The sequence below is a fragment of the Rheinheimera pacifica genome (assembly GCF_900108485.1).
Lineage (GTDB): Bacteria > Pseudomonadota > Gammaproteobacteria > Enterobacterales > Alteromonadaceae > Alishewanella > Alishewanella pacifica.
On record NZ_FNXF01000012.1, the window covers coordinates 46183 to 66084 of the forward strand.

A 19902-nucleotide genomic window follows, 5' to 3' on the forward strand; every position below is an offset into this window, starting at 1 on the left:
TTAGATATTAATACATAATCAGGCTCGGGCAAATTTAAAAATTAAAAAAGGCAGCCGAAGCTGCCTTTGGTCATGCGATCGGTTTGCTTAAAACAGCAGGTTCTTACCAAAGAAAATCGTCGATACCGTATTGACAAAAATCACCGCCAAAATCAGCGGAATAAAGGTACCCAACGAGAAGTTAACGTATTTTTGCAGTAAGGAACCGGCAAAAGTGCTGTTGCCCTGGCTGATTTCTGCATCCAGATTATGTTTCTTCCAGCGGTAAATGACGAACAGGCATAACAAAAAACCATTAAGTGGCAGTATGGTTTCATAGAAGATGTCATACACCAGATCGAAAAACGATTTGTTCAGGCCACCGTAGCTTAGCAGGTTGCTAAACAGCTCTACGCGGCCAAACGACAGAGCTGAAATAACTGACAATACAATCATGGCTCCGCCCAGGGTATACAACGCTGCCCGGCGGCTTACGCCTTTACCGTCCATTAAACTGCATACCGGTACTTCAATAATTGACACCAGTGAGGTTAGCGCAGCAAAAAACACCAGCAGAAAGAAGAAACTGGCAATAAAGGAGGCCCCGAAATAGCCAATATCCGCCTGCAATGCCAGAAAGATTTTTGGCAGAAACATAAAAATCATGCCAATACTGGACTCAGATAATTCGCTTAACTGAATATCCGGGTTAAACGAAAATACCGCAGGCAGGATCAGTAAACCTGAACAGCAAGCCACCAGCACTGACAATCCTGCCACCATTTTACCGGCATGCACGATATTATTGTTTTTCTGAATATAAGAGCCGTAGGTAATTAATATACCCATGGCCAGCGACAACGAGAAAAATGCCTGCGCTAATGCGCCGTTTAGTACCTTACCGGTGAGCTTATCAAAGTCAGGAATAAGAAAAAACTTCACCCCTAACATAGCGTTATCCAGAGTGAACACGTAAATCACCAACGCTATCAGCATGACAAACAGCATCGGCATCAGTACACGTGCGGCCTTCTCAATACCTTGCTTTACCCCGCCCTGCAAAATGGCAAAGGTCAGGCCAATCACAACCGCCATATAGATAAACAGCTCATTGCTATTAATAAAAACACTAAAGCTGTCTGGGCCGGCAAGCTCGTTCAGCTGCCCCATGACCGATTTAGCCAGATAACCAAAAATCCATACCGTGATCACCAGATAAAACACGCCAATCATAAAAGGCGTAATAACTGACATCCAGCCAACTGTGCGCCATGCACGGTTTTGGCCAATTTCAGTGTAGGCACCTAGCGGGTTTTGCCGCGTGTGACGGCCTAAGCTCATCTCAGCCAGCATTACCGGCAAGCAGATAAAGAAGACGAAAAAGGCATACATGATTAAAAAGGCGGCGCCGCCGTTTTTACTGGCCATTACCGGAAAGGCGACCAGATTACCAATACCTACAGCTGAACCGGCGGCTGCCAGTACAAAGCCCAGGCTGGAACTGAATTGCTCACGTTTCATTGCTACGCGGACTCCCTGAATTTTTCTTATTAGAATGCCGGAGCTTGGCCCGGTTATTGTTATAGCGCTCTGCATGCTAACAGGCTGTTGCAGCAAATCCTAGTGCTGCACTGCTCCGATGCGTTCAATGTCGTTGGAACAACGTTCAGGATCTGCTAAGGTGCGCCTGTTAAAATCAGCGCTGCAGAAGGACTTTACCGATGTTTTATATGATTTATTCCGAAGATGTTACAGGCAGCTTAGACAAGCGTCTGGCTAGCCGACCGGCACACCTGGCCCGTTTAGAACAGCTAAAAACTGAAGGTCGCCTGCTGTTAGCCGGGCCTTTACCTGCCATTGACAGCCTGGATCCGGGCGCAGCTGGCTTTAGTGGCTCTTTGGTGGTGGCCGAGTTTGCTTCGTTAATTGATGCACAACGCTGGGCAGATGCCGATCCTTATCTGGCAGCTGGCGTGTACGCCCGCTCAACGGTTAAACCGTTTAAAAAAGTATTGCCGTAAGGCCCGAAAAATCAGGAGACAAGCATGAGCCATATTTTACTGACCGGCGGTGCCGGCTATATTGGCAGCCATACCGCACTGGAACTGCTGAACGCGGGCTATAAGGTGCTGAGCTTTGACAACTTCAGTAATAGCTCAGATGCCGCTTTACAACGGGTAGAGCAGCTAAGTGGTAAAAGCATTATCAGTATTACCGGTGATATACGTGACGAACAGGCTCTGCGCCAGTTGTTTACCGACTACAGCATTAGCGCTGTAATACACTTTGCCGGGCTAAAAGCCGTGGGTGAGTCCACCCAAATACCGCTGCATTACTACGACAACAATGTTGCCGGCACAGTAACACTGTGTCGGGTAATGCGGGAATTTGGTGTAAAAAAACTGGTATTTAGCTCATCGGCTACGGTATATGGCGATGCCAAACAGGTGCCAATTCCGGAAACCGCGCCGCGTTCTGCCACTAACCCTTATGGCCAGAGCAAGCTGATGATAGAGCATATTCTGGAAGATTTAGTGCGTGCCGAGCCCGACTGGGGTATTACCCTGCTGCGTTACTTCAACCCGGTCGGGGCGCACGATAGCGGCCGCATCGGTGAAGATCCTAATGGCATACCCAACAACCTGATGCCGTTTATCTCACAGGTCGCCGTTGGTAAGCGCGACAAGCTCAGTGTGTTTGGTAACGACTATGCCACCCATGACGGCACCGGTGTGCGTGATTATATTCATGTCGTCGATTTAGCCCGCGGACATGTAAAAGCACTGCAATACCTTGAAAAAAATCAGGGGATTGAAGCCATTAATCTGGGCACCGGCACAGGCTACAGCGTACTGGACATGGTTAAGGCATTTAGCCAGGTAAACGATATTGCCGTGCCTTACCAAATAGCGCCGCGCCGCCCCGGAGATATAGCGATATGTTTTGCAGAACCCACCAAAGCAAAAATGCTGCTGGGCTGGCAGGCAGAAAAAACTTTAGATGACATGGTCGGTGACAGCTGGCGCTGGCAGTCGGCTAACCCCAATGGCTATAAAGGCTAGCTGATTAGCCCAAGCTCCAGTGCCAGCAATACTGCCCGGGTGCGGTCACGCACCCCCAGCGCAGTGAGCATGCCGCTGCTATATGTAAGGCTTTACAACCGCATTAAAGCTGGCTTAATGTCCTGCATAGCCCAACACAGGACAGCGCACAACATGACGCTACAAAACGCCGCAGTACAAAATAAAGTGATCTGGATAACCGGCGCCTCCGGTGGTATTGGCGAGGCGCTGGCACGTGAGCTGGCAGCAGACGGCGCCAGACTTATTCTTAGTGCCCGCCGAACAGCAGAGCTGGAACAGGTGCGCGCCAGTTTGGCTAATAGTGCTGAGCATTTATTGTTGCCGCTGGATATCACCGATACTGTGGCCGTCAGCGCCGCGATTAATCAGATTAAACAGCAAATCGGCGGCCTGGACTGGCTGATTAATAACGCCGGTATTAGTCAGCGGGCACTAATCACAGACACCACTAGTGATACTGATCGTAAATTATTTGAAGTGGACTATTTCGCCCAGATTAACTTAACCCGTCAGGCACTACCGCTGCTACTTGCCGATGGTGGCGGCAAAGTAGTGTTTATTTCTTCTGTCGCAGGCTTAGTTGGTACCCAGTATCGCGGCAGTTATTCTGCCGCCAAAGCGGCACTGCATTTATGGGCTAATAGCCTGCGCGCCGAAATGTTCGAACAAGGCTTAAGTGTGGCCACTATCTTCCCAGGTTTTGTTAAAACCGACGTATCGCGCAATGCCCTAACCGGCGATGGCAGTGCTCTTGGCCAGATGGATGACGCCCAGGCCAATGCCATGAGCGCCGAAGCCTTTGCCGAACAAGCGGTAAAAGCGCTGCTAAAAGGTAAAAATTATATTGTGATAGGCGGCCTAAAAGAGCGCTTAGCCGCACTGATGTCACGCCTATCACCGGAGCTGCTGTATAAAATGGTGCGAAAAAGTAAGGTGCGTTAACTGAAACCGGGGCCGCAGCAGCGGCGCGGCAATGCCAGCAATAACCAGCAAGGTTAGTAAATCGAGATCAAACACTATTAAACCTTATTTTATAGAGCCTTACCAATTGCAAACAGCGTAAAACTTAATCCGTCGGCTCAATCATCTTTTTCTTAACAATCAACAACAGCCAAAAAAATTAACACCAAATTAATTTACAATTATCAACAAAAGCCATAAAATGCGCCGATTTACTACAAAAGGAATTGATATGGCTCTTGCAGCATTACGGTTCGCTGGCAACTACCAAGAACAGAAAGTTAAACAGCTTTTCCCCGATACTAAGTTAGAAAAAATGTACGCGCAGTTAGATAGCGATCCCGAATTCTATGGCGCCGGTGTAACGTTTATCGGTTATAACTCTGAGATGTCAAACTACGTGATTACCGGCATTGAGCGTGAATCACTGTTTTTTGCCAGAGTACTGCGCAATAGTTGTAGGGCCGATGGCAAAACCATTTATATTCGGGAAATAAAACTACCTAAGCACCAATCGGCTGAAAAAGCGCTACAGACTGCAAAATCAAGCATTGGCTCTGAATTAAAAGGTGCTGGCATTAGCTGCGCCGGAGCCGCAATCGGCTGGGTTTTACTTGTTGTTGAGGCAGGTGGTGGCACAGTGACGGTAGGTGCCGCTTGGGCAGCAATGCCATTAACACTAACGGCTACTGCTGCCGCAACCTTTCAATGTGGTACCGGAATCGGCCGCTCTTATAATGCGATCTCCGGTAATGCCCACTATAACGACTATCTGGATGAATCGCCGTTATTTAATGCATTGATTATTGCAACCGATTTTGTGCAATTAGCTGATGTCACCAAAACATTAGGTAACCAGGCCATATTGGCGACTGCTTTGCGCAAAAAAGGTATCGGCAAGGCTGGAATACTTAAGATGTATAAAAGTCTGTCCAGAGCTGATCGTAAACGTTTAGCGGAAGAAATTCTCAAATTAGAGCATGCGGAACTACGTAAATCCCAAAAAGCTCTAAAGGCAGTTATGTTGCACGGTAAATTGTTGGATGACGGCACTAAAGCAACTAAAGTTTTTTCGCAAAAGCAGGTGCAGGCTCTGCTTGGAACTAAGTTTCTGGAGCTGGTTGGTGCCAGCGTTACCACTTACGGCAGTGGCACCAGTCTCGCAGGGAAAGCCGAGAGTGCCCGTAGCTTTGTTATCGGTTACAGCGTTAATGAATAGGAAGAATATGTCTTTGCTGAAAAACCTATTAGCAGTATTCACTGTGCCAGTGTTGATTATTTCATGTGATAAAAACATCCCTTATACCACTGAATTCTTCTCAGATAAGCTCAGCGATGACAGTGAAGGGCCGCAGTTAAGCATTATTCCTGTAGGGAAAGGTGTTGCTGGTGAAGAATATACTACTTCAATCGGTTATCTTGGCCCGCAGCGCAGCATAAAAAATAACACGGCTTTTGCCATAACCCGCGCTGAAGTTACTTTTGCTCAATACGATAAGTTTGCTAACGCCACTAATCGAACTCTACCGGACGATAGAGGATGGGGCCGGGGTGATATGCCAGTGATTAATGTCAGTTGGATGGACGCTACGGCCTACGCCAAATGGTTAACGGAACAAACTAACCAGTATTACCGCTTACCGTCGGAAACCGAGTGGGAATATGCTGCCAGAGCTGGTACAAAAACAGTGTATTGGTGGGGCGAAGAGTACGTTCAGAGCAAAGAACACTGTGACCGTGATATTGGCGATTGTACAGCCGGCACCGAAGCAGCACAGCCATGGATATCCGGCCGTTATAACGCAAACCCTTATGGTCTGTATGACGTGTCATCTAACGTGGCAGAGTGGGTACTGGATTGTGATGATGAAAAAACCCGGTCAAATGACACAACGCCGGTAAAAACCGGTGATTGTGAATACCGCATTGTCAAAGGGGGGAGCTACTCCAGCCGGGCCCACAATACGCGACTATCTGCCCGGCACGGATTCTCTGTTGATGATAAATCCCCCTCTCTTGGCTTCAGGTTGGTAAGGGAGATCCACTGATGAAAATACTAGAATGCCCTGCCTGCAAACAGAAGGTGAATTTAAAGCTGGCTGCAGCAACAAAGAAAGTGAACGGTATTTTTATGTTGCAATGCGCTAACTGCCAACAGTGGAGCCATGAAAACCAGAAGGCAGCAGTGGTCAAAAACCTTGGCTTATTGATGCTGCTAGGCGGCTCAGTGATGGGGTATTTTCAGCTTGGCGGGATTATCACAGGCCCGATGCTTGCTTTTATCGGAGGTTTAATTGCCCTGGCAACCCAGCTTGCTATTCCAAGAACACTGCACACTCCCTAGATACCAGAATATGCATTAAAACAACAAAGGCGCTTTACGCGCCTTTGTTGTGTCTCAGTTAACCTCTGCCTTCGCGGCTGGGCTTTTTACCGTTGGGCTGACGTTGTGGTTTGCCTTTCGGTGCTGCCGGGCCTCTGCGCCCTGCCGGCTTGGCGCCATCCGGCTTAGCAGGCCTTGCCTCGCTTGGTTTGCGTTCTTTGGGAGTGCGTTCCGGTGTTTTAGCGGCGATATCGTGTTTACGCACAGCGCGCTTCATGCTGGCCATACGGCGACGGCGCTCGTCGCGGTCTTCCGGTTTAACCAGGGTTGCAACTTCCGGCGCTAAGCTGACCAACTTACGCAGGTAGTTAACATCTTCCAGCGGGTATTCGGCATAGCCGCCAGCCGGCAGGTGTTTGGGCAGCAGTAAATCACCATAGCGCACGCGAATAAGCCGGCTGACTACCGCGCCCTGTGATTCCCACATGCGGCGCACTTCGCGATTGCGGCCTTCTGTTAACACTACATGAAACCAGCGGTTAATACCTTCGCCCGGCAGGGCTTTGATTTTTTTGAAGTTAGCTTTGCCGTCTTCCAGCTCAACGCCGGTGCGCAAACGCTGGATCATCGCATCGTTCACATCACCAAATACCCGTACCGCGTATTCACGTTCTACTTCAAACTTGGGGTGCATCAGGCGGTTGGCCAGCTCACCGTCAGTGGTAAACAACAATAAGCCTGAGGTATTAATATCAAGGCGGCCAATTGCTATCCAGCGCGCACCTTTTATATTTGGCAGGCGCGAGAATACCGTGGGCCGGCCTTCCGGATCGGTACGCGAACAAATTTCACCTTCCGGTTTGTGATACGCCAGCACGCGGCAAATTTGCTCGGCTTCACTGGCAATTTGTACCGGGTGGCCATCTACCCGCACTTGTTGTGTTGGGCTGATGCGATCACCTAACGTTGCTGGCTTGCCATCTACTGTTACGCGGCCACCGCTTATCCACTCTTCCATTTCACGGCGCGAACCTACGCCGGCGCGGGCCAATACTTTCTGTAGCTTTTCACTTGCGGCTTTTTCACTCATTAGTGCAATTCTCCTGTCGTCACGACGGTGTCAGCCAGATCCAGGCTAATGGCCTGAAATTCCGGCAAAGGGGGTAATTGGTTTAAATGTTTTAAACCAAAGTAATCTAAAAACTCTTTTGTAGTGGCGTATAAACCCGGCCGGCCCGGTACTTCTTTATGGCCGACCACCTTAACCCAGTTACGATCGAGCAAGGTCCGCATAATCTGGCTGCTTACCGACACGCCGCGAATATCTTCAATCTCACCACGGGTAATGGGTTGACGGTAGGCTATCAGCGCCAGGGTTTCCAGCACTGCACGCGAATAACGCGGCGAGCGCTCTGGCCACAGTCTGGCTAAATAGTCACTCAGCTCCGGTTTGGTAATAAAGCGATAGCCTGATGCCGTTTCACTTAAGCTAATACCGCGCCCGGCATAATCCTGCACCAACCGCGCTAAGGTATCAGCTAAACGCTTTTTGCTGACATTAAAGCCATCGAGCACCGTGCTTTGCAAATCATCGCTGTTAAGTGGCTTGTCGGCAGCAAAAATAGCCGCCTCTACCAACTGCATTAACTGCACGTCATTAATTTTGCCGGCCATTATGCCTCACCTGCTTTAAGTTTGACATGAATTTGGCCGTAGGCTTCCACCTGAATAATTTCTACCAGCTTTTCTTTGGTTAGCTCCAGCATGGCTAAAAAGGTGACCACTACCCCTTCGCGGCCTTCTGTTACATCAAAACAGCTGGAAAACGCCAGATAACCATTATGTTGGCTAAGCAAATCCAGAATGCGGCTCATCCTTTCACGGGTAGATAAATGCTCGCGCTTAATATGATGATGCTGAAAGTCTTTCGCCCGTTTTACAATGTCTTTAAGCGCTAATGTCAGCTCGGCTAAATCGACATCCGGTAAAATCAGTAGTGGCGCAAAGTTATCTGCCAACACCGCATTGGCAGTAAAATGATCACGTTCATCGCGCGGCAGGCTGTCCAGCTCTGTCGCGGCCTGTTTAAATACTTCATATTCCTGCAGGCGGCGGATTAGCTCTGCCCGCGGATCGGCCTCTTCGTCTTCGATCTGGCTATGTCTTGGCAGCAACAGGCGGGATTTAATCTCGGCCAGCATCGCCGCCATGACTAAATATTCTGCCGCCAGCTCAAAATTCATTCCCTGCATCAGGTCTATGTATTCCATATACTGCAGAGTAATTTCATTGACCGGTAAATCGACAATATCAAATTTGTGCTTACGAATTAAATACAGCAGAAAATCCAGCGGGCCTTCAAAGGCATCAAGCAAAATTTCCAGCGCATCCGGCGGAATATATAAGTCTTCCGGCCGTTCAAGCACCGCTTCGCCGCGAACAAAAGCCAGCGGCAGCGGCTGTTGAATGGTTAAGCTATCTGGTAAGAGTTCTGTCAAACTGGCATGCTCTGGCAACAGCGTTAGCGAAATGGCGTTGGATCGCCACGGCCTTCACGCAGTAGCACGGGCTCATCATCCGACAGATCAATAACCGTTGTCGGTGCTTCACCAATTACACCACCGTGCAAAATTAAATCAACTTGCTTTTCCAGCCTGGCGCGCATTTCCTCTGGATCGCTTTCAGCAAATTCTTCACCGGGTAGTATCAAACTGGTGCTCAGTAAGGGTTCGCCTAATTCTTCCAGCAGTGCCTGGGCAATTTTATTTTCTGGAATGCGTAAACCTATGGTCTTCTTTTTTTCGTTCAGCAAACGTTTCGGCACTTCTTTGGTACCGCGCAAAATAAAGGTATAAGCGCCGGGCGTATTGTTTTTAATTAGGCGAAAGGCGCTGTTTTCTACTTTGGCATACACTGATAACTCGGATAAATCGCGGCATAACAGCGTAAAGTTATGATCAACGTTTACCTGCCGGATTTGTAAAATACGCTCCATAGCGTTTTTATCACCTACGTGACACCCAAGCGCATAGCCACTGTCGGTGGGATAAATCACTACACCGCCCTGACGAATAATTTGCACAGCTTGTTTTAACAAGCGAAGCTGCGGGGTTTCAGGGTGAATATGAAAAAATTGACTCATTGTTATTCTTCTTACAGTAAATTATTACGTTAGCCCGGCTGCACAGTTGCGACTGTCAGTGGCCAGTTAGCCCAAACCGGAATGACATCGTCGGTTAAATATAGATTTTTTCCAATGTCATTCCAAGTTGTTACCTGATGAAAATCCGAGCCGACCGACGCCGTTAAACCATGTAACTGGCACAGGGCCCATAGTTCACGTTTTTGTACCGGCGTTTGCTGCGGCGAGATCACCTCTATCGCATCACCTCCGGCAGCAGCGAACTGCTCTGCCAGCCGTTTTACCCACTTGGTTGTCAGTTTATATTTCAGCGGGTGCGCCAGCACGGCCACACCGCCGGCATCGTGGATCCATTGGATGGCATCAGCCATCTCAACCCAGTTATTCGGCACATAACCAATTTTGCCGCGGCTTAAATACTTTTTAAATACGCCATCCATCGAGCTGGCTTTGCCAATACTCACCAGATGGCGGGCAAAGTGGGTACGGGTTAACGCCGCACCATTAGCCAGCTCAAGCACGGCTGGCAGCACATCAGGAATTTGGCTTTTTTCCAGCCGGCGCGCCATTTCCTCAGCACGTACCAACCGGGCTTGTTGCTGGCTGGCTAAACGCTGCAAAAACACCGGGCACTGCGGGTTAATATTCAAGCCAACGATATGAATTTCCAGTTGCTGCCAGGCGGTAGAAATTTCCACACCATTAATCAGTTGCAACGCTAATTGCTGTTCTGTTATGGCTTGCTGTGCCGCGGCTAAACCGGCTACCGTGTCATGATCGGTAATGGCCAGTACATCCACGCCCTTCTCTGCAGCGCGCGCCACCAAATCAGCAGGCGACAACACGCCGTCAGAGCACAGGGTATGGCTGTGTAAATCAATTTTCATCGGCACCTCAAAATAAGCTGGCTATTGTCGCACAGCAGCGATATATCACAAAATAAACTGAACTTAGTTTGCCGGCTTAGCGTAAGTGGTAGCGCCTTGTCAAATAAACGGAAAATATTATGTTCGGTTGGTTAAAGTCAGACCCGGTAAAAAAATTGCGTAAAGCCTATGATCAAAAATTGGAGCAGGCAATGCACGCCCAGCGCAACGGCGATATGCGCTTGTATGCTGATTTAACTGCTGAAAGCGAAGAAATTTGGCAACAAATTGAACAACTGGAAAAACCTGCTGCTCACAGTTAAACGCAAAAATCGCGGCCGTCCGGCCACTTATACGCTTTTATTTCTGGGTTATAACAAATAAGCACTTGACGCCTGCTACCGTTTTGCGGTTTTATGTGTGTCATAACAAACGAGGTTACTAAAGCTAATGCAATTTATCACAACCCTTAACCTGACTAACTGGTGGTGGCACATTCCCAACGGGCGTGTGTAGGCGTTGTATTAGCTTTAATTACCGAAGCCCGTTTCCATAAGAAGCGGGCTTTTTTTATGTGCCTGCAAAACTGTGCGAACCGGCTTAATAAAAAATTGTTTAACTTAATTTATGAATCATAAGGAAAAAGTAAAACATGATTTTTAGCCATATCACCGATACGCCGGGCGAAGTCGCCAGTATCGCCATGCAGCTGCCATATCATAGCGATGCGCTGGCCTGCTACCGGCAGCTTACGGCCCAAAGCCCGTATTCACTGCTATTAGAATCGGCCGAAATAGACAGCAAAGATAACTTAAAAAGCCTGCTACTGATTGATGCGGCGCTACGGATAGAATGCAACGACCAAACAGTAGTGGTTAAAGCGGTTAGCAACAATGGCGCAGTTTTATTACCCTATCTGGCAGATAAGCTCAGCAATAATGCGGCGGTTGAGCAAAGTAAAGACCAACTGCGTATTACCTATCAGCGGCCAGAATTATTGCTCGAAGAGAGCAAGCGGTTGTTAGCTGCCAACCCTTTTAATGTGCTGCGCACCTTACAATCTGAGCTTAAGTGCCAGAGCGATGAGCCGTTCGCAGTATTTTTAGGTGGCGTAATAGGCTATGACATGGTGGCCACTGTTGAGCAGTTGCCACAAGTGCCAACGGCAGAAAACCAGTGCCCGGATTATGTGTTTTATCTGGCAGAAACGCTGTTAGTGCTGGATCACCAAAGCGGCCACAGCCGGCTGGTCGGCAACGTATTTTGTGGTGAGCAAGCGCCAGCCAACTGTTTTGTCATTGGCAAACGGCTGGAACAACTCAAGCAGTTACTGCAAACTCCTGCTGTTGCTACCTCGCCTGCAACGGCAATAAAGGCAGAGGTGCAAGTCGATATCAGCGATGCCGATTTTGTCGCCCAGGTAGAAAAACTAAAACAACATATTGTCGCCGGTGATATTTTTCAGGTGGTGCCATCGCGCTGTTTTCGCCTGCCCTGCCCTGATCCGCTTACCGCCTATGCCCGGTTAAAGCAGCAAAACCCCAGCCCTTATATGTTTTACTTAACAGATACCGCCTTTACCTTGTTTGGCGCTTCGCCCGAGTCGGCGCTGAAGTTTGATGCGAAAAGCCGTCAGGTAGAAATTTACCCTATCGCTGGCACCCGCCGCAGAGGCTTTAAAGCTGATGGCAGCATAGACCGCGATCTGGATAGCCGCATTGAGCTGGAGCTGCGCCAGGATGAAAAAGAAAAAGCAGAGCATTTAATGCTGGTCGATTTGGCCCGTAACGATGTAGCCCGTATCAGCGTGCCCGGCAGCCGCTACGTGAAAGAGCTGCTAAAAGTTGACCGTTACTCTTACGTCATGCATTTAGTCTCCCGGGTGGTCGGTACCTTAAAGCCTGAACTTGACGCGCTGCATGCTTATCAGGCCTGTATGAATATGGGCACCTTGGTTGGCGCGCCCAAAGTAAAAGCCGCCGAGCTTATTCGTGGTGTCGAAGGCAAACGCCGCGGCAGCTACGGTGGCGCCGTCGGTTATTTAGCGGGTAACGGTGATTTTGACAGCTGCATTGTGATCCGCTCGGCTTATGTCAGCAATAACACGGCTTATATTCAGGCCGGTGCCGGTGTGGTGTTTGACTCCATCGCCCAGGCAGAAGCCGATGAAACCCGCAGTAAAGCCCAGGCGGTAATTAACGCCATAGTGTCAGCACACGCCATCCCAGCGATTAAGGAGTAACCTATGGCCGTTATCTATTTACTCGACAATATCGACTCCTTCACTTACAACCTTGTCGATGAATTTGCCCAGTTGGGCTACGCGGTAAAGCTGTATCGCAACACCGTACCGGCTGACTATATTTACCAGCAAATGCTAAGCGAAGCCGAACCGGTATTACTGGCACTGTCGCCTGGCCCGGGCAGCCCGGCGCAGGCCGGGTCAATGTCAGCATTACTTAAGCTGTGTGACACACAATTTCCGGTACTGGGCATATGTCTGGGCCATCAGGCAATAGTAGAGCATTTTGGCGGTGTGGTCGGCCGCGCCGGTGAAACTGTGCATGGCAAAACTGCCGCGATAACGCTGCATGAGCATCCGTTATTTGCCGGACTACCTAATCCGTTTCTGGTGGCACGTTATCACTCGTTGATGGCCACCGAAATGCCCAACGCCCTAACCTTGCTGGCCAACGACAGGCACATTCCGATGGCGGTCATTAACGAGGATAAACGTATGCTGGGGTTTCAGTTTCACCCGGAATCTATCTTAACTACGCTGGGTAAACCCTTGTTAAAAAACAGCATTGATTATTTATTACGAGGCTGAAGATGACAGATCCGACATTAGCAACGGTACTTTCGACAGTACAACACAGCCTCAGCGGTCAGCCATTGAGTTTTGCCCAGGCCGAACAGTTTTTTACTGCCGTAGTAAAAGGCGACGTTGAGCCGGTACACCTGACAGCGCTGCTGGTCGCGCTTAAAATGCGCGGCGAAACTGCCGATGAAATTGCCGGTGCTGCCAGCGCGCTGCGTGCGGCCGCCACCGCATTTCCACAACAACTTGCAGGCAGTATCGACTGCTGCGGCACCGGTGGTGATGGCAGCAATACTATTAATATCTCTACCACCGCCGCCATTGTAGGCGCCGCCATGGGCTTAAAAGTGGTAAAACACGGTAACCGCAGCGTGTCATCGCGCTCTGGCTCAGCCGATTTATTAGAGCAACTGGGCGTGAATATTCAAATGCCGCCGCAGCTGGCCGCTCACACCCTTGAGCAAACTAACTGCAGCTTTTTATTTGCCCCGCTGTACCATGCCGGTATTAAGCATGCGATGCCGGTGCGCAATGCCCTGAAAAGCCGTACGCTGTTTAATCTGTTAGGCCCGTTGGTTAACCCTGCCGCGCCGGATTATCAGCTGCTGGGTGTGTACGACCCTAAACTGTGCCGCGTCATGGCGCAGGCATTATTGCAACTTGGTGTAAAACGCGCCTGGGTGGTGCATGGCAGTGGTTGTGACGAAGTGGCGCTACACGGCACCACTTATGTCTGTGAGCTTAAAGATGGCAAGCTAAACGAGTTTAGCCTGACACCGGATGATTTTGGCGTTGCACTTACGCCGTTGTCAGCACTGGCAGGCGGCGAGCCGTCCGATAATGCGGCTGCAACGCTGGCTATTTTACAGGGCCAAGGGCAAAGCGCCCATAAAGCGGCAGTAGCGATAAATGTGGCTGCCATGCTGAAAATTGCCGGTATGGGTGATGATTTAAAAATAAACACCCAAGCGGTGCTGGAGCTGCTCAGCACTAATAAGGCCTTCAGCACTCTGTCGCAGTTTAAACAACTTAGCCAAACCAGGGAGCCGGCGCATGACTGAGCAAATGCCAAATGTACTGGCAAAAATTGTTGCGCATAAACGCGACGAAGTAACCACACTTAAACAGCAGCAACCGCTGGCAGGTTTTATTGCCGCGGTAGGTCCAAGTCAGCGTAATTTCCTTGCCGCGCTTAAACAACCTGGCCCGCGCTTTATTCTGGAGTGTAAAAAAGCTTCGCCATCTAAAGGCCTTATTCGCGCAGATTTTAACCTGCAGGAATTAGCCCAGGTATATGGCCAATATGCCGACTGCATTTCGGTACTTACCGATGAGAAATTCTTTCAGGGTAAGTATGAGTATTTACGCACCATGCGTGACCTGGTAGATAAACCGCTGCTGCATAAAGACTTTATTATCGACAGCTACCAGATTTACCTAGGCCGCCACTGCGGCGCCGATGCTGTGCTGTTAATGCTGTCGGTGCTAAATGACGAAGAGTATCGGGAGCTTGCCACCACGGCGGCAGAGCTGAATATGACAGTGCTGACGGAAGTAAGCAACGAGGAAGAAACACGACGTGCCGTTGCGCTTAACGCTGAGCTTATCGGCATTAATAACCGCGATTTGCGTGACTTAAGCACTAACTTAGACACCAGTTTTAACCTGGCGAAACTGATCCCCCCCGGCACAGCGGTAGTATCAGAGTCCGGTATATACACTAACCAGCAGGTGCGGCATTTAGCACAAGTAGCCGATGCGTTTTTAGTTGGCAGCTCGTTAATGGCACAAGCGGATTTAGCCTCCGCCACGCGCAAACTGGTGCTGGGTGAGCATAAAGTCTGTGGCCTTACCCGCCCCGAAGATGCCGCCGCCGCTTATGCAGCCGGCGCCTGTTATGGCGGCTTAATTTTTTATCCGCCATCAGCACGCAACGTTACACCAGAGCAAGCCGCGGTTGTGCAACAAGGCGCCCCGCTTAGCTATGGTGCACTTAAGTATGTCGGCGTGTTTGTTAATGCAGAGGCTACTGAGGTCGTTAAACTGGCGCATAGCTTAGCACTTAGCGCCGTGCAGCTACACGGCGAGGAAGATGATAACTATATCAACGCGCTAAAACCGCTGTTACCGGCAGATTGTCAGATTTGGAAAGCCTACCGGGTAAAAGATGCATTGCCGGCATTTACACCAGTTGCTGATCGTATTTTGCTCGATGCATATCATCCTACACAGCATGGCGGCAGCGGCATCAGCTTTAACTGGTCCTTGTTAACAGAACAAACGGCCAGTCAGCCCATAATGCTGGCCGGCGGTTTAAACAGCGATAACTGCCTTGCCGCCGCCAGATTGCCGGTAGCCGGGCTCGATTTTAATTCAGGGCTGGAAACTGCGCCAGGCATCAAAGATGCGGCGAAAATCCGCTCCGCCTTTACACAATTACGGGAGTTTCACTATGAGTGAGCTAAAGCTTAATCCTTACTTTGGCCAGTATGGCGGTATGTTTGTGCCGCAGCTCCTGGTGCCGGCGCTAAAACAGCTGGAACAAGCCTATGTTGATGCCTTAGAAGACCCGGCCTTTCATGCCGAGTTTCAACAGCTATTAACCGAATACGCCGGTCGGCCAACGCCGTTAACGCTCTGCCGTAATATTTCGCCGAATCCTTTGGTAAAAATTTATTTAAAACGTGAAGACTTACTGCACGGTGGTGCGCATAAAACCAATCAGGTACTGGGCCAGGCGCTGCTGACCAAGCGTATGGGTAAAAAAGAAGTGATCGCCGAAACCGGCGCCGGCCAGCATGGTGTCGCCACTGCCCTGGCCTGTGCATTACTTGGTCTGAAGTGCCGCATTTATATGGGCGCTAAAGATATTGATCGCCAGCAACCGAACGTATTTCGGATGAAGCTGATGGGTGCTACCGTGATTCCGGTAACCAGCGGCAGCGGCACTTTAAAAGATGCGGTAAACGAAGCCATGCGCGACTGGTCGGCAACCTATGACAGCACCCACTATATGCTGGGTACCGCCGCAGGACCGCACCCGTTCCCAACCATAGTGCGTGATTTTCAGAAAATGATTGGCGAAGAAGCCAAACAGCAAATCTTACAAGCTGAAGGCAAATTGCCCGACGCGGTGATTGCCTGCGTTGGCGGTGGCTCTAATGCCATTGGCATGTTCGCCGATTTTATTGCCGAGGAAGGCGTAAAATTGATTGGCGTTGAACCCGGTGGTAAAGGCATTAACACCCACCAACACGGTGCAGCGCTGTCTACCGGCAGCTACGGTATTTTGCACGGTGCCTACACCGCCATTATGCAAACCAGCGACGGCCAGATTGAAGAGTCGTACTCCATTTCCGCCGGCCTCGACTACCCGGCAGTGGGCCCGCAGCATACCCATTTACAACAAACCGGCCGCGCCGAATATGTGGCAATAAATGACGATGAAGCCCTGGCGGCATTTCAACAACTGGCGAAAAGTGAAGGTATTATTCCAGCTTTGGAAAGCTCGCACGCGCTGGCTTATGCGCTGAAACTGGCGGCGCAGGCAACAGAGCCAACGGTATTGTTAGTTAACTTATCCGGCCGTGGTGATAAAGACTTAGCCCATGTGCACAGCGTACTAGCAGGAGGCAGCCTATGAAGCGCTATCAGCAAATGTTTAACCGCTTAAACAGCGAAGGTCGCGGCGCTTTTGTCCCCTTTGTTACTATTGGCGACCCAACGTCGGCGCTGTCGTTTGAGATTATTAAAACCCTGATTGACGCCGGTGCTGATGCATTGGAGCTGGGTATAGCGTTTTCTGACCCGATAGCTGATGGCCCGACCATTCAGGGGGCCAATATCCGCGCTCTGGCCGCCGGTGTCACTCCAGCCATTAGCTTTGAGCTGATCAGTAAAATCCGCGCCTATCACGCCACTATCCCCATTGGTTTATTGCTGTATTCAAACCTGGTGATGGCGCGTGGCATTGATAACTTTTATGCTAAAGCGGCTGCAGCCGGGGTCGATTCAGTGTTAATTGCCGATGTGCCACTGCACGAGAGCAAGCTGTTCCGCCAAAGCGCCGTTAAGCATGATATAGCGCCGATTTTTATTGTACCGCCTAATGTGGATGATGATGATCTGCGCGAAATTGCCTCTTATGGCCGTGGCTACACTTATTTACTCAGCCGTGCCGGGGTTACCGGCGCTGAAACCGTGGCCGCTATGCCCACCAGTGAGCTGATTGCGCGTATTCGCAGCTATAACCCGGCACCGCCGTTGCTGGGGTTTGGTATCTCTACTCCTGCACATGTGAAAGATGCCATTCACAGCGGTGCTGCCGGTGCTATATCCGGCTCGGCTATTGTTAAGCTGATAGAGCAGCATCAAAACGAACCGGCAACCTTGCTGGCACAGTTAAAACAGTTTGTCAGCAATATGAAAGCCGCAACCTGAAGTAACAAACTACAACAACTTACGCCACAGTCTGCTGTGGCGTGTTTTTTTATCAAAGCAGTCGATTTTTCTGCCGCCGCGCAGGATAATAGCGGCTTTATGCTAAGCGGACCCACTTTTATGCAAATCAGCGACAACAGCGTAGTACAGTTTCATTACACCCTAACCGATGTCAGCAATGGCGCCAATATTGAACTGGAAACGTCAAACGGCAGCCATCCGCTGCTATATCTGCATGGCCATGAGCAAATGCTGCCGGCACTGGAGCAAGCATTAAGCGGCAAAGCCGCTGGTGACAAGCTGGAAGTGACTCTGACGCCAACCGAAGCCTATGGCGAGCGCGACGAAAATGCCATTCAAAGCATGCAGGTAAAACACCTGATGGGCGCGAAAAAATGGCAACCGGGTATGACTGCTGTAGTGCAAACCGAGCATGGCCAGCGCCAGGTGACTATTGTTAAAGTAGGCATGTTTAAAGCCGACGTGGATACCAACCACCCACTGGCCGGTAAAACGCTGAAATTCGCCGTTGAGATAGTGTCGGTACGCGAAGCCACCGGCGAAGAAATTGCCCACGGCCACGCCCATGGTGAAGGTGGCCATCACCATCACTAAAGCTATACTCTGCTACATGACCGGCAGCTAAGCTTTGTCGCTTAGTTTGCCGGTGTTACTTTAAGGAGTTACTTTAATAAGTTGGCCCTTGTCACTGTCGGTAAGCAAATATAAAGCCCCATCCGGCCCGCTACGCACATCGCGAATACGTTGTTTCAACTCACTAAACAACACCTGCTCACTCACTACCTTGTGGTTTTCTATTTGTAGCCGGTACACGCTTTTTGCGGCCAGCGCAGCCACAAAGATATTACCCTGCCACTGTGGGAACAACTCACCACGGTATAACGTCATGCCCGCCGGGGCGATGGACGGTGTCCAGCCCCAAACAGGTGCCTGCATGCCACTGAAAGCGGTATAAGGTGATACCCTGGCGCCTGTGTAATCTATACCTTTGGTGGCTACCGGCCAGCCATAATTTGCCCCGGCGCTAATAATATTTAACTCATCCCCACCGCGTGGGCCATGTTCGTGGCTATACAGGGTTTGGCTTGGAGTATCATAAAAAATGCCCTGCACATTACGGTGCCCCAGGCTGTATATTTCAGCCGCGTAACCAGGTTTATTCACAAAAGGGTTATCTTGCGGTACTGAACCATCGGTATTTAACCGCACAATTTTACCCAAATGGTTAGCCGGGTTTTGCGCCTGCTCACGGTAGTCAAAACCATCGCCAAGTGTTAACACCAGGCTGTTATCCGGCAAAAAGGCAATACGGCCGCCAAAGTGGGCAGCACCGCTTTTTAGTGGCTGAGCCTGAAAAATACGTTTAATGTTGTCAAGGCCACTGGCCGTCAGTTCAGCGCTGGCAAGACAGGTGTTGTTAGCTTTTAATGTGCCACAGGCGTAGCTGAGCAGGATCTGGCTATTAGCGGCAAAATCCGGTGCCAGTATTATGTCCTGCAAACCGGCCTGCGCGGCCTGCAGCAGATCGGGTAAGGCCGGTTGAATGCTAAAACGCTCGCTACCATCTGCCGCCAGGCGTTTTACTGTGCCGCTGCGCTCGGTAAGCAGCATATCGCCATCGGGCAAAAACACCAGTGCCCAGGGGTAATTCAGATTATCCGCCAGAACTTTTAACTGATAAGACGGGGCAGCATTTAGTCCAGGTACGGCAAAAAGCAATGCCAGTAAAATAGCAAACCTAAGCATAAAGCTTTCTCCGTTTTAATAGCCATACATAGCTCAGCATACCCGCACTACTACACAGCAACATGCTGATAATACCGGTGTTGCTACGGGTAGCAGCAATGAGTGTCGGCATAGGCGCTATGATGTTAATAATCAGCAACATAAGGTACAGCAACACTGCGCCAAGTCCTGCCGCCAGCCAGTAACGGCGCAGTAGCGGCAAAAAATGCAGCAAAACAGCCGCGACCAGCAGGTTAACCAGGGCTATTGGTGCGTAAGTGAAACCAAAATGAGTTAAATCAAACCAGATTGTCGCAGCAATATCACCTGCTGCAACACCACCGGTTAGCGCTGCTATTGCGGCCAGATTAAAACCACTTTGTGTAATACAAGCCAGCACAGTCGTTAGCAATACTGCCAGTAACAGATACCACAGCAGGTACCAGCGCACAGATATCATTACATTCCCCTTCTTAACATCAGTTTCAGGCTACCTTGTCAACACTAATGTAACAAGATTAATTTTACCGGCAGCTTACTTA

22 protein-coding genes are annotated in these 19902 nt (G+C 49.9%); 14 read left to right on the forward strand and 8 right to left on the reverse strand.

Going from position 1 to position 19902, the window contains the following annotated elements:
* Positions 1–87: 87 nt before the first annotated feature.
* On the reverse strand, positions 88–1500 hold the full coding sequence (locus tag BLW68_RS14530; RefSeq protein ID WP_092794930.1) for a sodium-dependent transporter: 1413 nt from the start codon (positions 1498–1500) through the stop codon (positions 88–90).
* Between the two features lie 200 nt (positions 1501–1700).
* Between BLW68_RS14530 and BLW68_RS14535 the strand changes: the two genes are divergently transcribed.
* From BLW68_RS14535 to BLW68_RS14560, 6 genes are all read left to right on the forward strand, one after another.
* Positions 1701–2000, forward strand: a complete 300-nt coding sequence (locus BLW68_RS14535) for a YciI family protein (RefSeq protein WP_092794932.1) — start codon at positions 1701–1703, stop codon at positions 1998–2000.
* Between the two features lie 24 nt (positions 2001–2024).
* The gene (gene galE, locus BLW68_RS14540) at positions 2025–3041 is read left to right on the forward strand and encodes a UDP-glucose 4-epimerase GalE (protein ID WP_092794935.1); all 1017 of its coding nucleotides are present in this window, start codon (positions 2025–2027) and stop codon (positions 3039–3041) included.
* Positions 3042–3194: 153 nt separating this feature from the next.
* Positions 3195–4004: an SDR family oxidoreductase gene (locus BLW68_RS14545; protein ID WP_177172257.1), complete on the forward strand. Its 810-nt coding sequence runs from the start codon at positions 3195–3197 to the stop codon at positions 4002–4004.
* A gap of 250 nt (positions 4005–4254) precedes the next feature.
* Positions 4255–5241 carry a hypothetical protein gene (locus BLW68_RS14550; protein WP_092794937.1) on the forward strand — a complete coding sequence of 329 codons (987 nt, stop codon included), beginning with the start codon at positions 4255–4257 and terminating at the stop codon, positions 5239–5241.
* Positions 5242–5248: 7 nt separating this feature from the next.
* The gene (locus BLW68_RS14555; RefSeq protein WP_177172258.1) at positions 5249–6070 is read left to right on the forward strand and encodes a formylglycine-generating enzyme family protein; all 822 of its coding nucleotides are present in this window, start codon (positions 5249–5251) and stop codon (positions 6068–6070) included.
* Entirely contained in the window at positions 6070–6366 is a 297-nt protein-coding gene (locus tag BLW68_RS14560; protein WP_092794939.1) for a hypothetical protein, read from the forward strand. Before BLW68_RS14555 ends, BLW68_RS14560 begins: the two co-directional genes overlap by 1 nt.
* Before the next feature lie 58 nt (positions 6367–6424).
* Here the strand turns inward: BLW68_RS14560 and rluB are convergent, their stop codons facing one another.
* Genes rluB through rnm form a run of 5 tightly spaced genes read right to left on the reverse strand, consistent with a single transcriptional unit; the run spans position 6425 to position 10374 of the window.
* The gene (gene rluB, locus BLW68_RS14565) at positions 6425–7435 is read right to left on the reverse strand and encodes a 23S rRNA pseudouridine(2605) synthase RluB (protein WP_092794941.1); all 1011 of its coding nucleotides are present in this window, start codon (positions 7433–7435) and stop codon (positions 6425–6427) included.
* Entirely contained in the window at positions 7435–8019 is a 585-nt protein-coding gene (gene scpB, locus BLW68_RS14570; RefSeq protein ID WP_092794942.1) for an SMC-Scp complex subunit ScpB, read from the reverse strand. The genes rluB and scpB overlap by 1 nt, the downstream gene beginning before the upstream one ends.
* The gene (locus BLW68_RS14575; protein WP_092795132.1) at positions 8019–8843 is read right to left on the reverse strand and encodes a segregation and condensation protein A; all 825 of its coding nucleotides are present in this window, start codon (positions 8841–8843) and stop codon (positions 8019–8021) included. Before BLW68_RS14575 ends, scpB begins: the two co-directional genes overlap by 1 nt.
* Positions 8844–8866: 23 nt before the next feature.
* Complete coding sequence (locus tag BLW68_RS14580) at positions 8867–9487, reverse strand: L-threonylcarbamoyladenylate synthase (RefSeq protein WP_092794944.1); 621 nt, start codon at positions 9485–9487, stop codon at positions 8867–8869.
* Positions 9488–9516: 29 nt separating this feature from the next.
* Positions 9517–10374 (reverse strand): RNase RNM, encoded by an 858-nt coding sequence (rnm, locus tag BLW68_RS14585; RefSeq protein WP_092794945.1) that lies wholly within the window; start codon positions 10372–10374, stop codon positions 9517–9519.
* A gap of 119 nt (positions 10375–10493) precedes the next feature.
* On the opposite strand from rnm, the gene BLW68_RS14590 reads away from it, so the two are divergent.
* The 8 genes from BLW68_RS14590 (at position 10494) to BLW68_RS14625 (ending at position 18229) form a co-directional block, all read left to right on the forward strand.
* Positions 10494–10676, forward strand: a complete 183-nt coding sequence (locus tag BLW68_RS14590; protein ID WP_092794947.1) for a DUF6435 family protein — start codon at positions 10494–10496, stop codon at positions 10674–10676.
* A 329-nt stretch (positions 10677–11005) separates the two neighbouring features.
* The gene (locus tag BLW68_RS14595; protein ID WP_092794949.1) at positions 11006–12595 is read left to right on the forward strand and encodes an anthranilate synthase component 1; all 1590 of its coding nucleotides are present in this window, start codon (positions 11006–11008) and stop codon (positions 12593–12595) included.
* A 3-nt stretch (positions 12596–12598) separates the two neighbouring features.
* Positions 12599–13183, forward strand: a complete 585-nt coding sequence (locus BLW68_RS14600) for an aminodeoxychorismate/anthranilate synthase component II (RefSeq protein WP_092794951.1) — start codon at positions 12599–12601, stop codon at positions 13181–13183.
* 2 nt (positions 13184–13185) lie between these two features.
* A complete protein-coding gene (gene trpD / locus BLW68_RS14605; protein WP_092794953.1) occupies positions 13186–14235 on the forward strand; it encodes an anthranilate phosphoribosyltransferase in 1050 nt (349 codons plus the stop codon).
* Positions 14228–15634: a bifunctional indole-3-glycerol-phosphate synthase TrpC/phosphoribosylanthranilate isomerase TrpF gene (gene trpCF / locus BLW68_RS14610; RefSeq protein WP_218141382.1), complete on the forward strand. Its 1407-nt coding sequence runs from the start codon at positions 14228–14230 to the stop codon at positions 15632–15634. Before trpD ends, trpCF begins: the two co-directional genes overlap by 8 nt.
* Positions 15627–16817: a tryptophan synthase subunit beta gene (gene trpB, locus BLW68_RS14615; RefSeq protein WP_092794955.1), complete on the forward strand. Its 1191-nt coding sequence runs from the start codon at positions 15627–15629 to the stop codon at positions 16815–16817. Before trpCF ends, trpB begins: the two co-directional genes overlap by 8 nt.
* Positions 16814–17614, forward strand: a complete 801-nt coding sequence (trpA, locus tag BLW68_RS14620; RefSeq protein WP_092794958.1) for a tryptophan synthase subunit alpha — start codon at positions 16814–16816, stop codon at positions 17612–17614. The genes trpB and trpA overlap by 4 nt, the downstream gene beginning before the upstream one ends.
* Before the next feature lie 120 nt (positions 17615–17734).
* Positions 17735–18229, forward strand: coding sequence for an FKBP-type peptidyl-prolyl cis-trans isomerase (locus BLW68_RS14625; RefSeq protein WP_092795138.1), 495 nt, complete (start codon positions 17735–17737; stop codon positions 18227–18229).
* A gap of 60 nt (positions 18230–18289) precedes the next feature.
* Here the strand turns inward: BLW68_RS14625 and BLW68_RS14630 are convergent, their stop codons facing one another.
* Together BLW68_RS14630 and BLW68_RS14635 are read right to left on the reverse strand one after the other, a co-directional pair.
* Entirely contained in the window at positions 18290–19381 is a 1092-nt protein-coding gene (locus BLW68_RS14630; RefSeq protein WP_092794960.1) for a PQQ-dependent sugar dehydrogenase, read from the reverse strand.
* Entirely contained in the window at positions 19374–19820 is a 447-nt protein-coding gene (locus BLW68_RS14635; protein WP_092794962.1) for a hypothetical protein, read from the reverse strand. Before BLW68_RS14635 ends, BLW68_RS14630 begins: the two co-directional genes overlap by 8 nt.
* Positions 19821–19902: the final 82 nt, after the last annotated feature.

Excerpts from the sequence above, each read along its gene's own strand:
- BLW68_RS14580 (WP_092794944.1), bottom strand. The coding sequence starts at position 9,487 with ATGAGTCAATTTTTTCATATTCACCCTGAAACCCCGCAGCTTCGCTTG.
- BLW68_RS14550 (WP_092794937.1), top strand. The coding sequence starts at position 4,255 with ATGGCTCTTGCAGCATTACGGTTCGCTGGCAACTACCAAGAACAGAAA.
- BLW68_RS14595 (WP_092794949.1), top strand. The coding sequence starts at position 11,006 with ATGATTTTTAGCCATATCACCGATACGCCGGGCGAAGTCGCCAGTATC.
- trpCF (WP_218141382.1), top strand. The coding sequence starts at position 14,228 with ATGACTGAGCAAATGCCAAATGTACTGGCAAAAATTGTTGCGCATAAA.
- BLW68_RS14535 (WP_092794932.1), top strand. The coding sequence starts at position 1,701 with ATGTTTTATATGATTTATTCCGAAGATGTTACAGGCAGCTTAGACAAG.
- scpB (WP_092794942.1), bottom strand. The coding sequence starts at position 8,019 with ATGGCCGGCAAAATTAATGACGTGCAGTTAATGCAGTTGGTAGAGGCG.
- BLW68_RS14635 (WP_092794962.1), bottom strand. The coding sequence starts at position 19,820 with ATGATATCTGTGCGCTGGTACCTGCTGTGGTATCTGTTACTGGCAGTA.
- BLW68_RS14600 (WP_092794951.1), top strand. The coding sequence starts at position 12,599 with ATGGCCGTTATCTATTTACTCGACAATATCGACTCCTTCACTTACAAC.
- trpA (WP_092794958.1), top strand. The coding sequence starts at position 16,814 with ATGAAGCGCTATCAGCAAATGTTTAACCGCTTAAACAGCGAAGGTCGC.
- BLW68_RS14555 (WP_177172258.1), top strand. The coding sequence starts at position 5,249 with ATGTCTTTGCTGAAAAACCTATTAGCAGTATTCACTGTGCCAGTGTTG.
- BLW68_RS14530 (WP_092794930.1), bottom strand. The coding sequence starts at position 1,500 with ATGAAACGTGAGCAATTCAGTTCCAGCCTGGGCTTTGTACTGGCAGCC.
- trpB (WP_092794955.1), top strand. The coding sequence starts at position 15,627 with ATGAGTGAGCTAAAGCTTAATCCTTACTTTGGCCAGTATGGCGGTATG.
- galE (WP_092794935.1), top strand. The coding sequence starts at position 2,025 with ATGAGCCATATTTTACTGACCGGCGGTGCCGGCTATATTGGCAGCCAT.
- BLW68_RS14625 (WP_092795138.1), top strand. The coding sequence starts at position 17,735 with ATGCAAATCAGCGACAACAGCGTAGTACAGTTTCATTACACCCTAACC.
- BLW68_RS14560 (WP_092794939.1), top strand. The coding sequence starts at position 6,070 with ATGAAAATACTAGAATGCCCTGCCTGCAAACAGAAGGTGAATTTAAAG.
- rnm (WP_092794945.1), bottom strand. The coding sequence starts at position 10,374 with ATGAAAATTGATTTACACAGCCATACCCTGTGCTCTGACGGCGTGTTG.
- rluB (WP_092794941.1), bottom strand. The coding sequence starts at position 7,435 with ATGAGTGAAAAAGCCGCAAGTGAAAAGCTACAGAAAGTATTGGCCCGC.
- BLW68_RS14545 (WP_177172257.1), top strand. The coding sequence starts at position 3,195 with ATGACGCTACAAAACGCCGCAGTACAAAATAAAGTGATCTGGATAACC.
- trpD (WP_092794953.1), top strand. The coding sequence starts at position 13,186 with ATGACAGATCCGACATTAGCAACGGTACTTTCGACAGTACAACACAGC.
- BLW68_RS14630 (WP_092794960.1), bottom strand. The coding sequence starts at position 19,381 with ATGCTTAGGTTTGCTATTTTACTGGCATTGCTTTTTGCCGTACCTGGA.
- BLW68_RS14590 (WP_092794947.1), top strand. The coding sequence starts at position 10,494 with ATGTTCGGTTGGTTAAAGTCAGACCCGGTAAAAAAATTGCGTAAAGCC.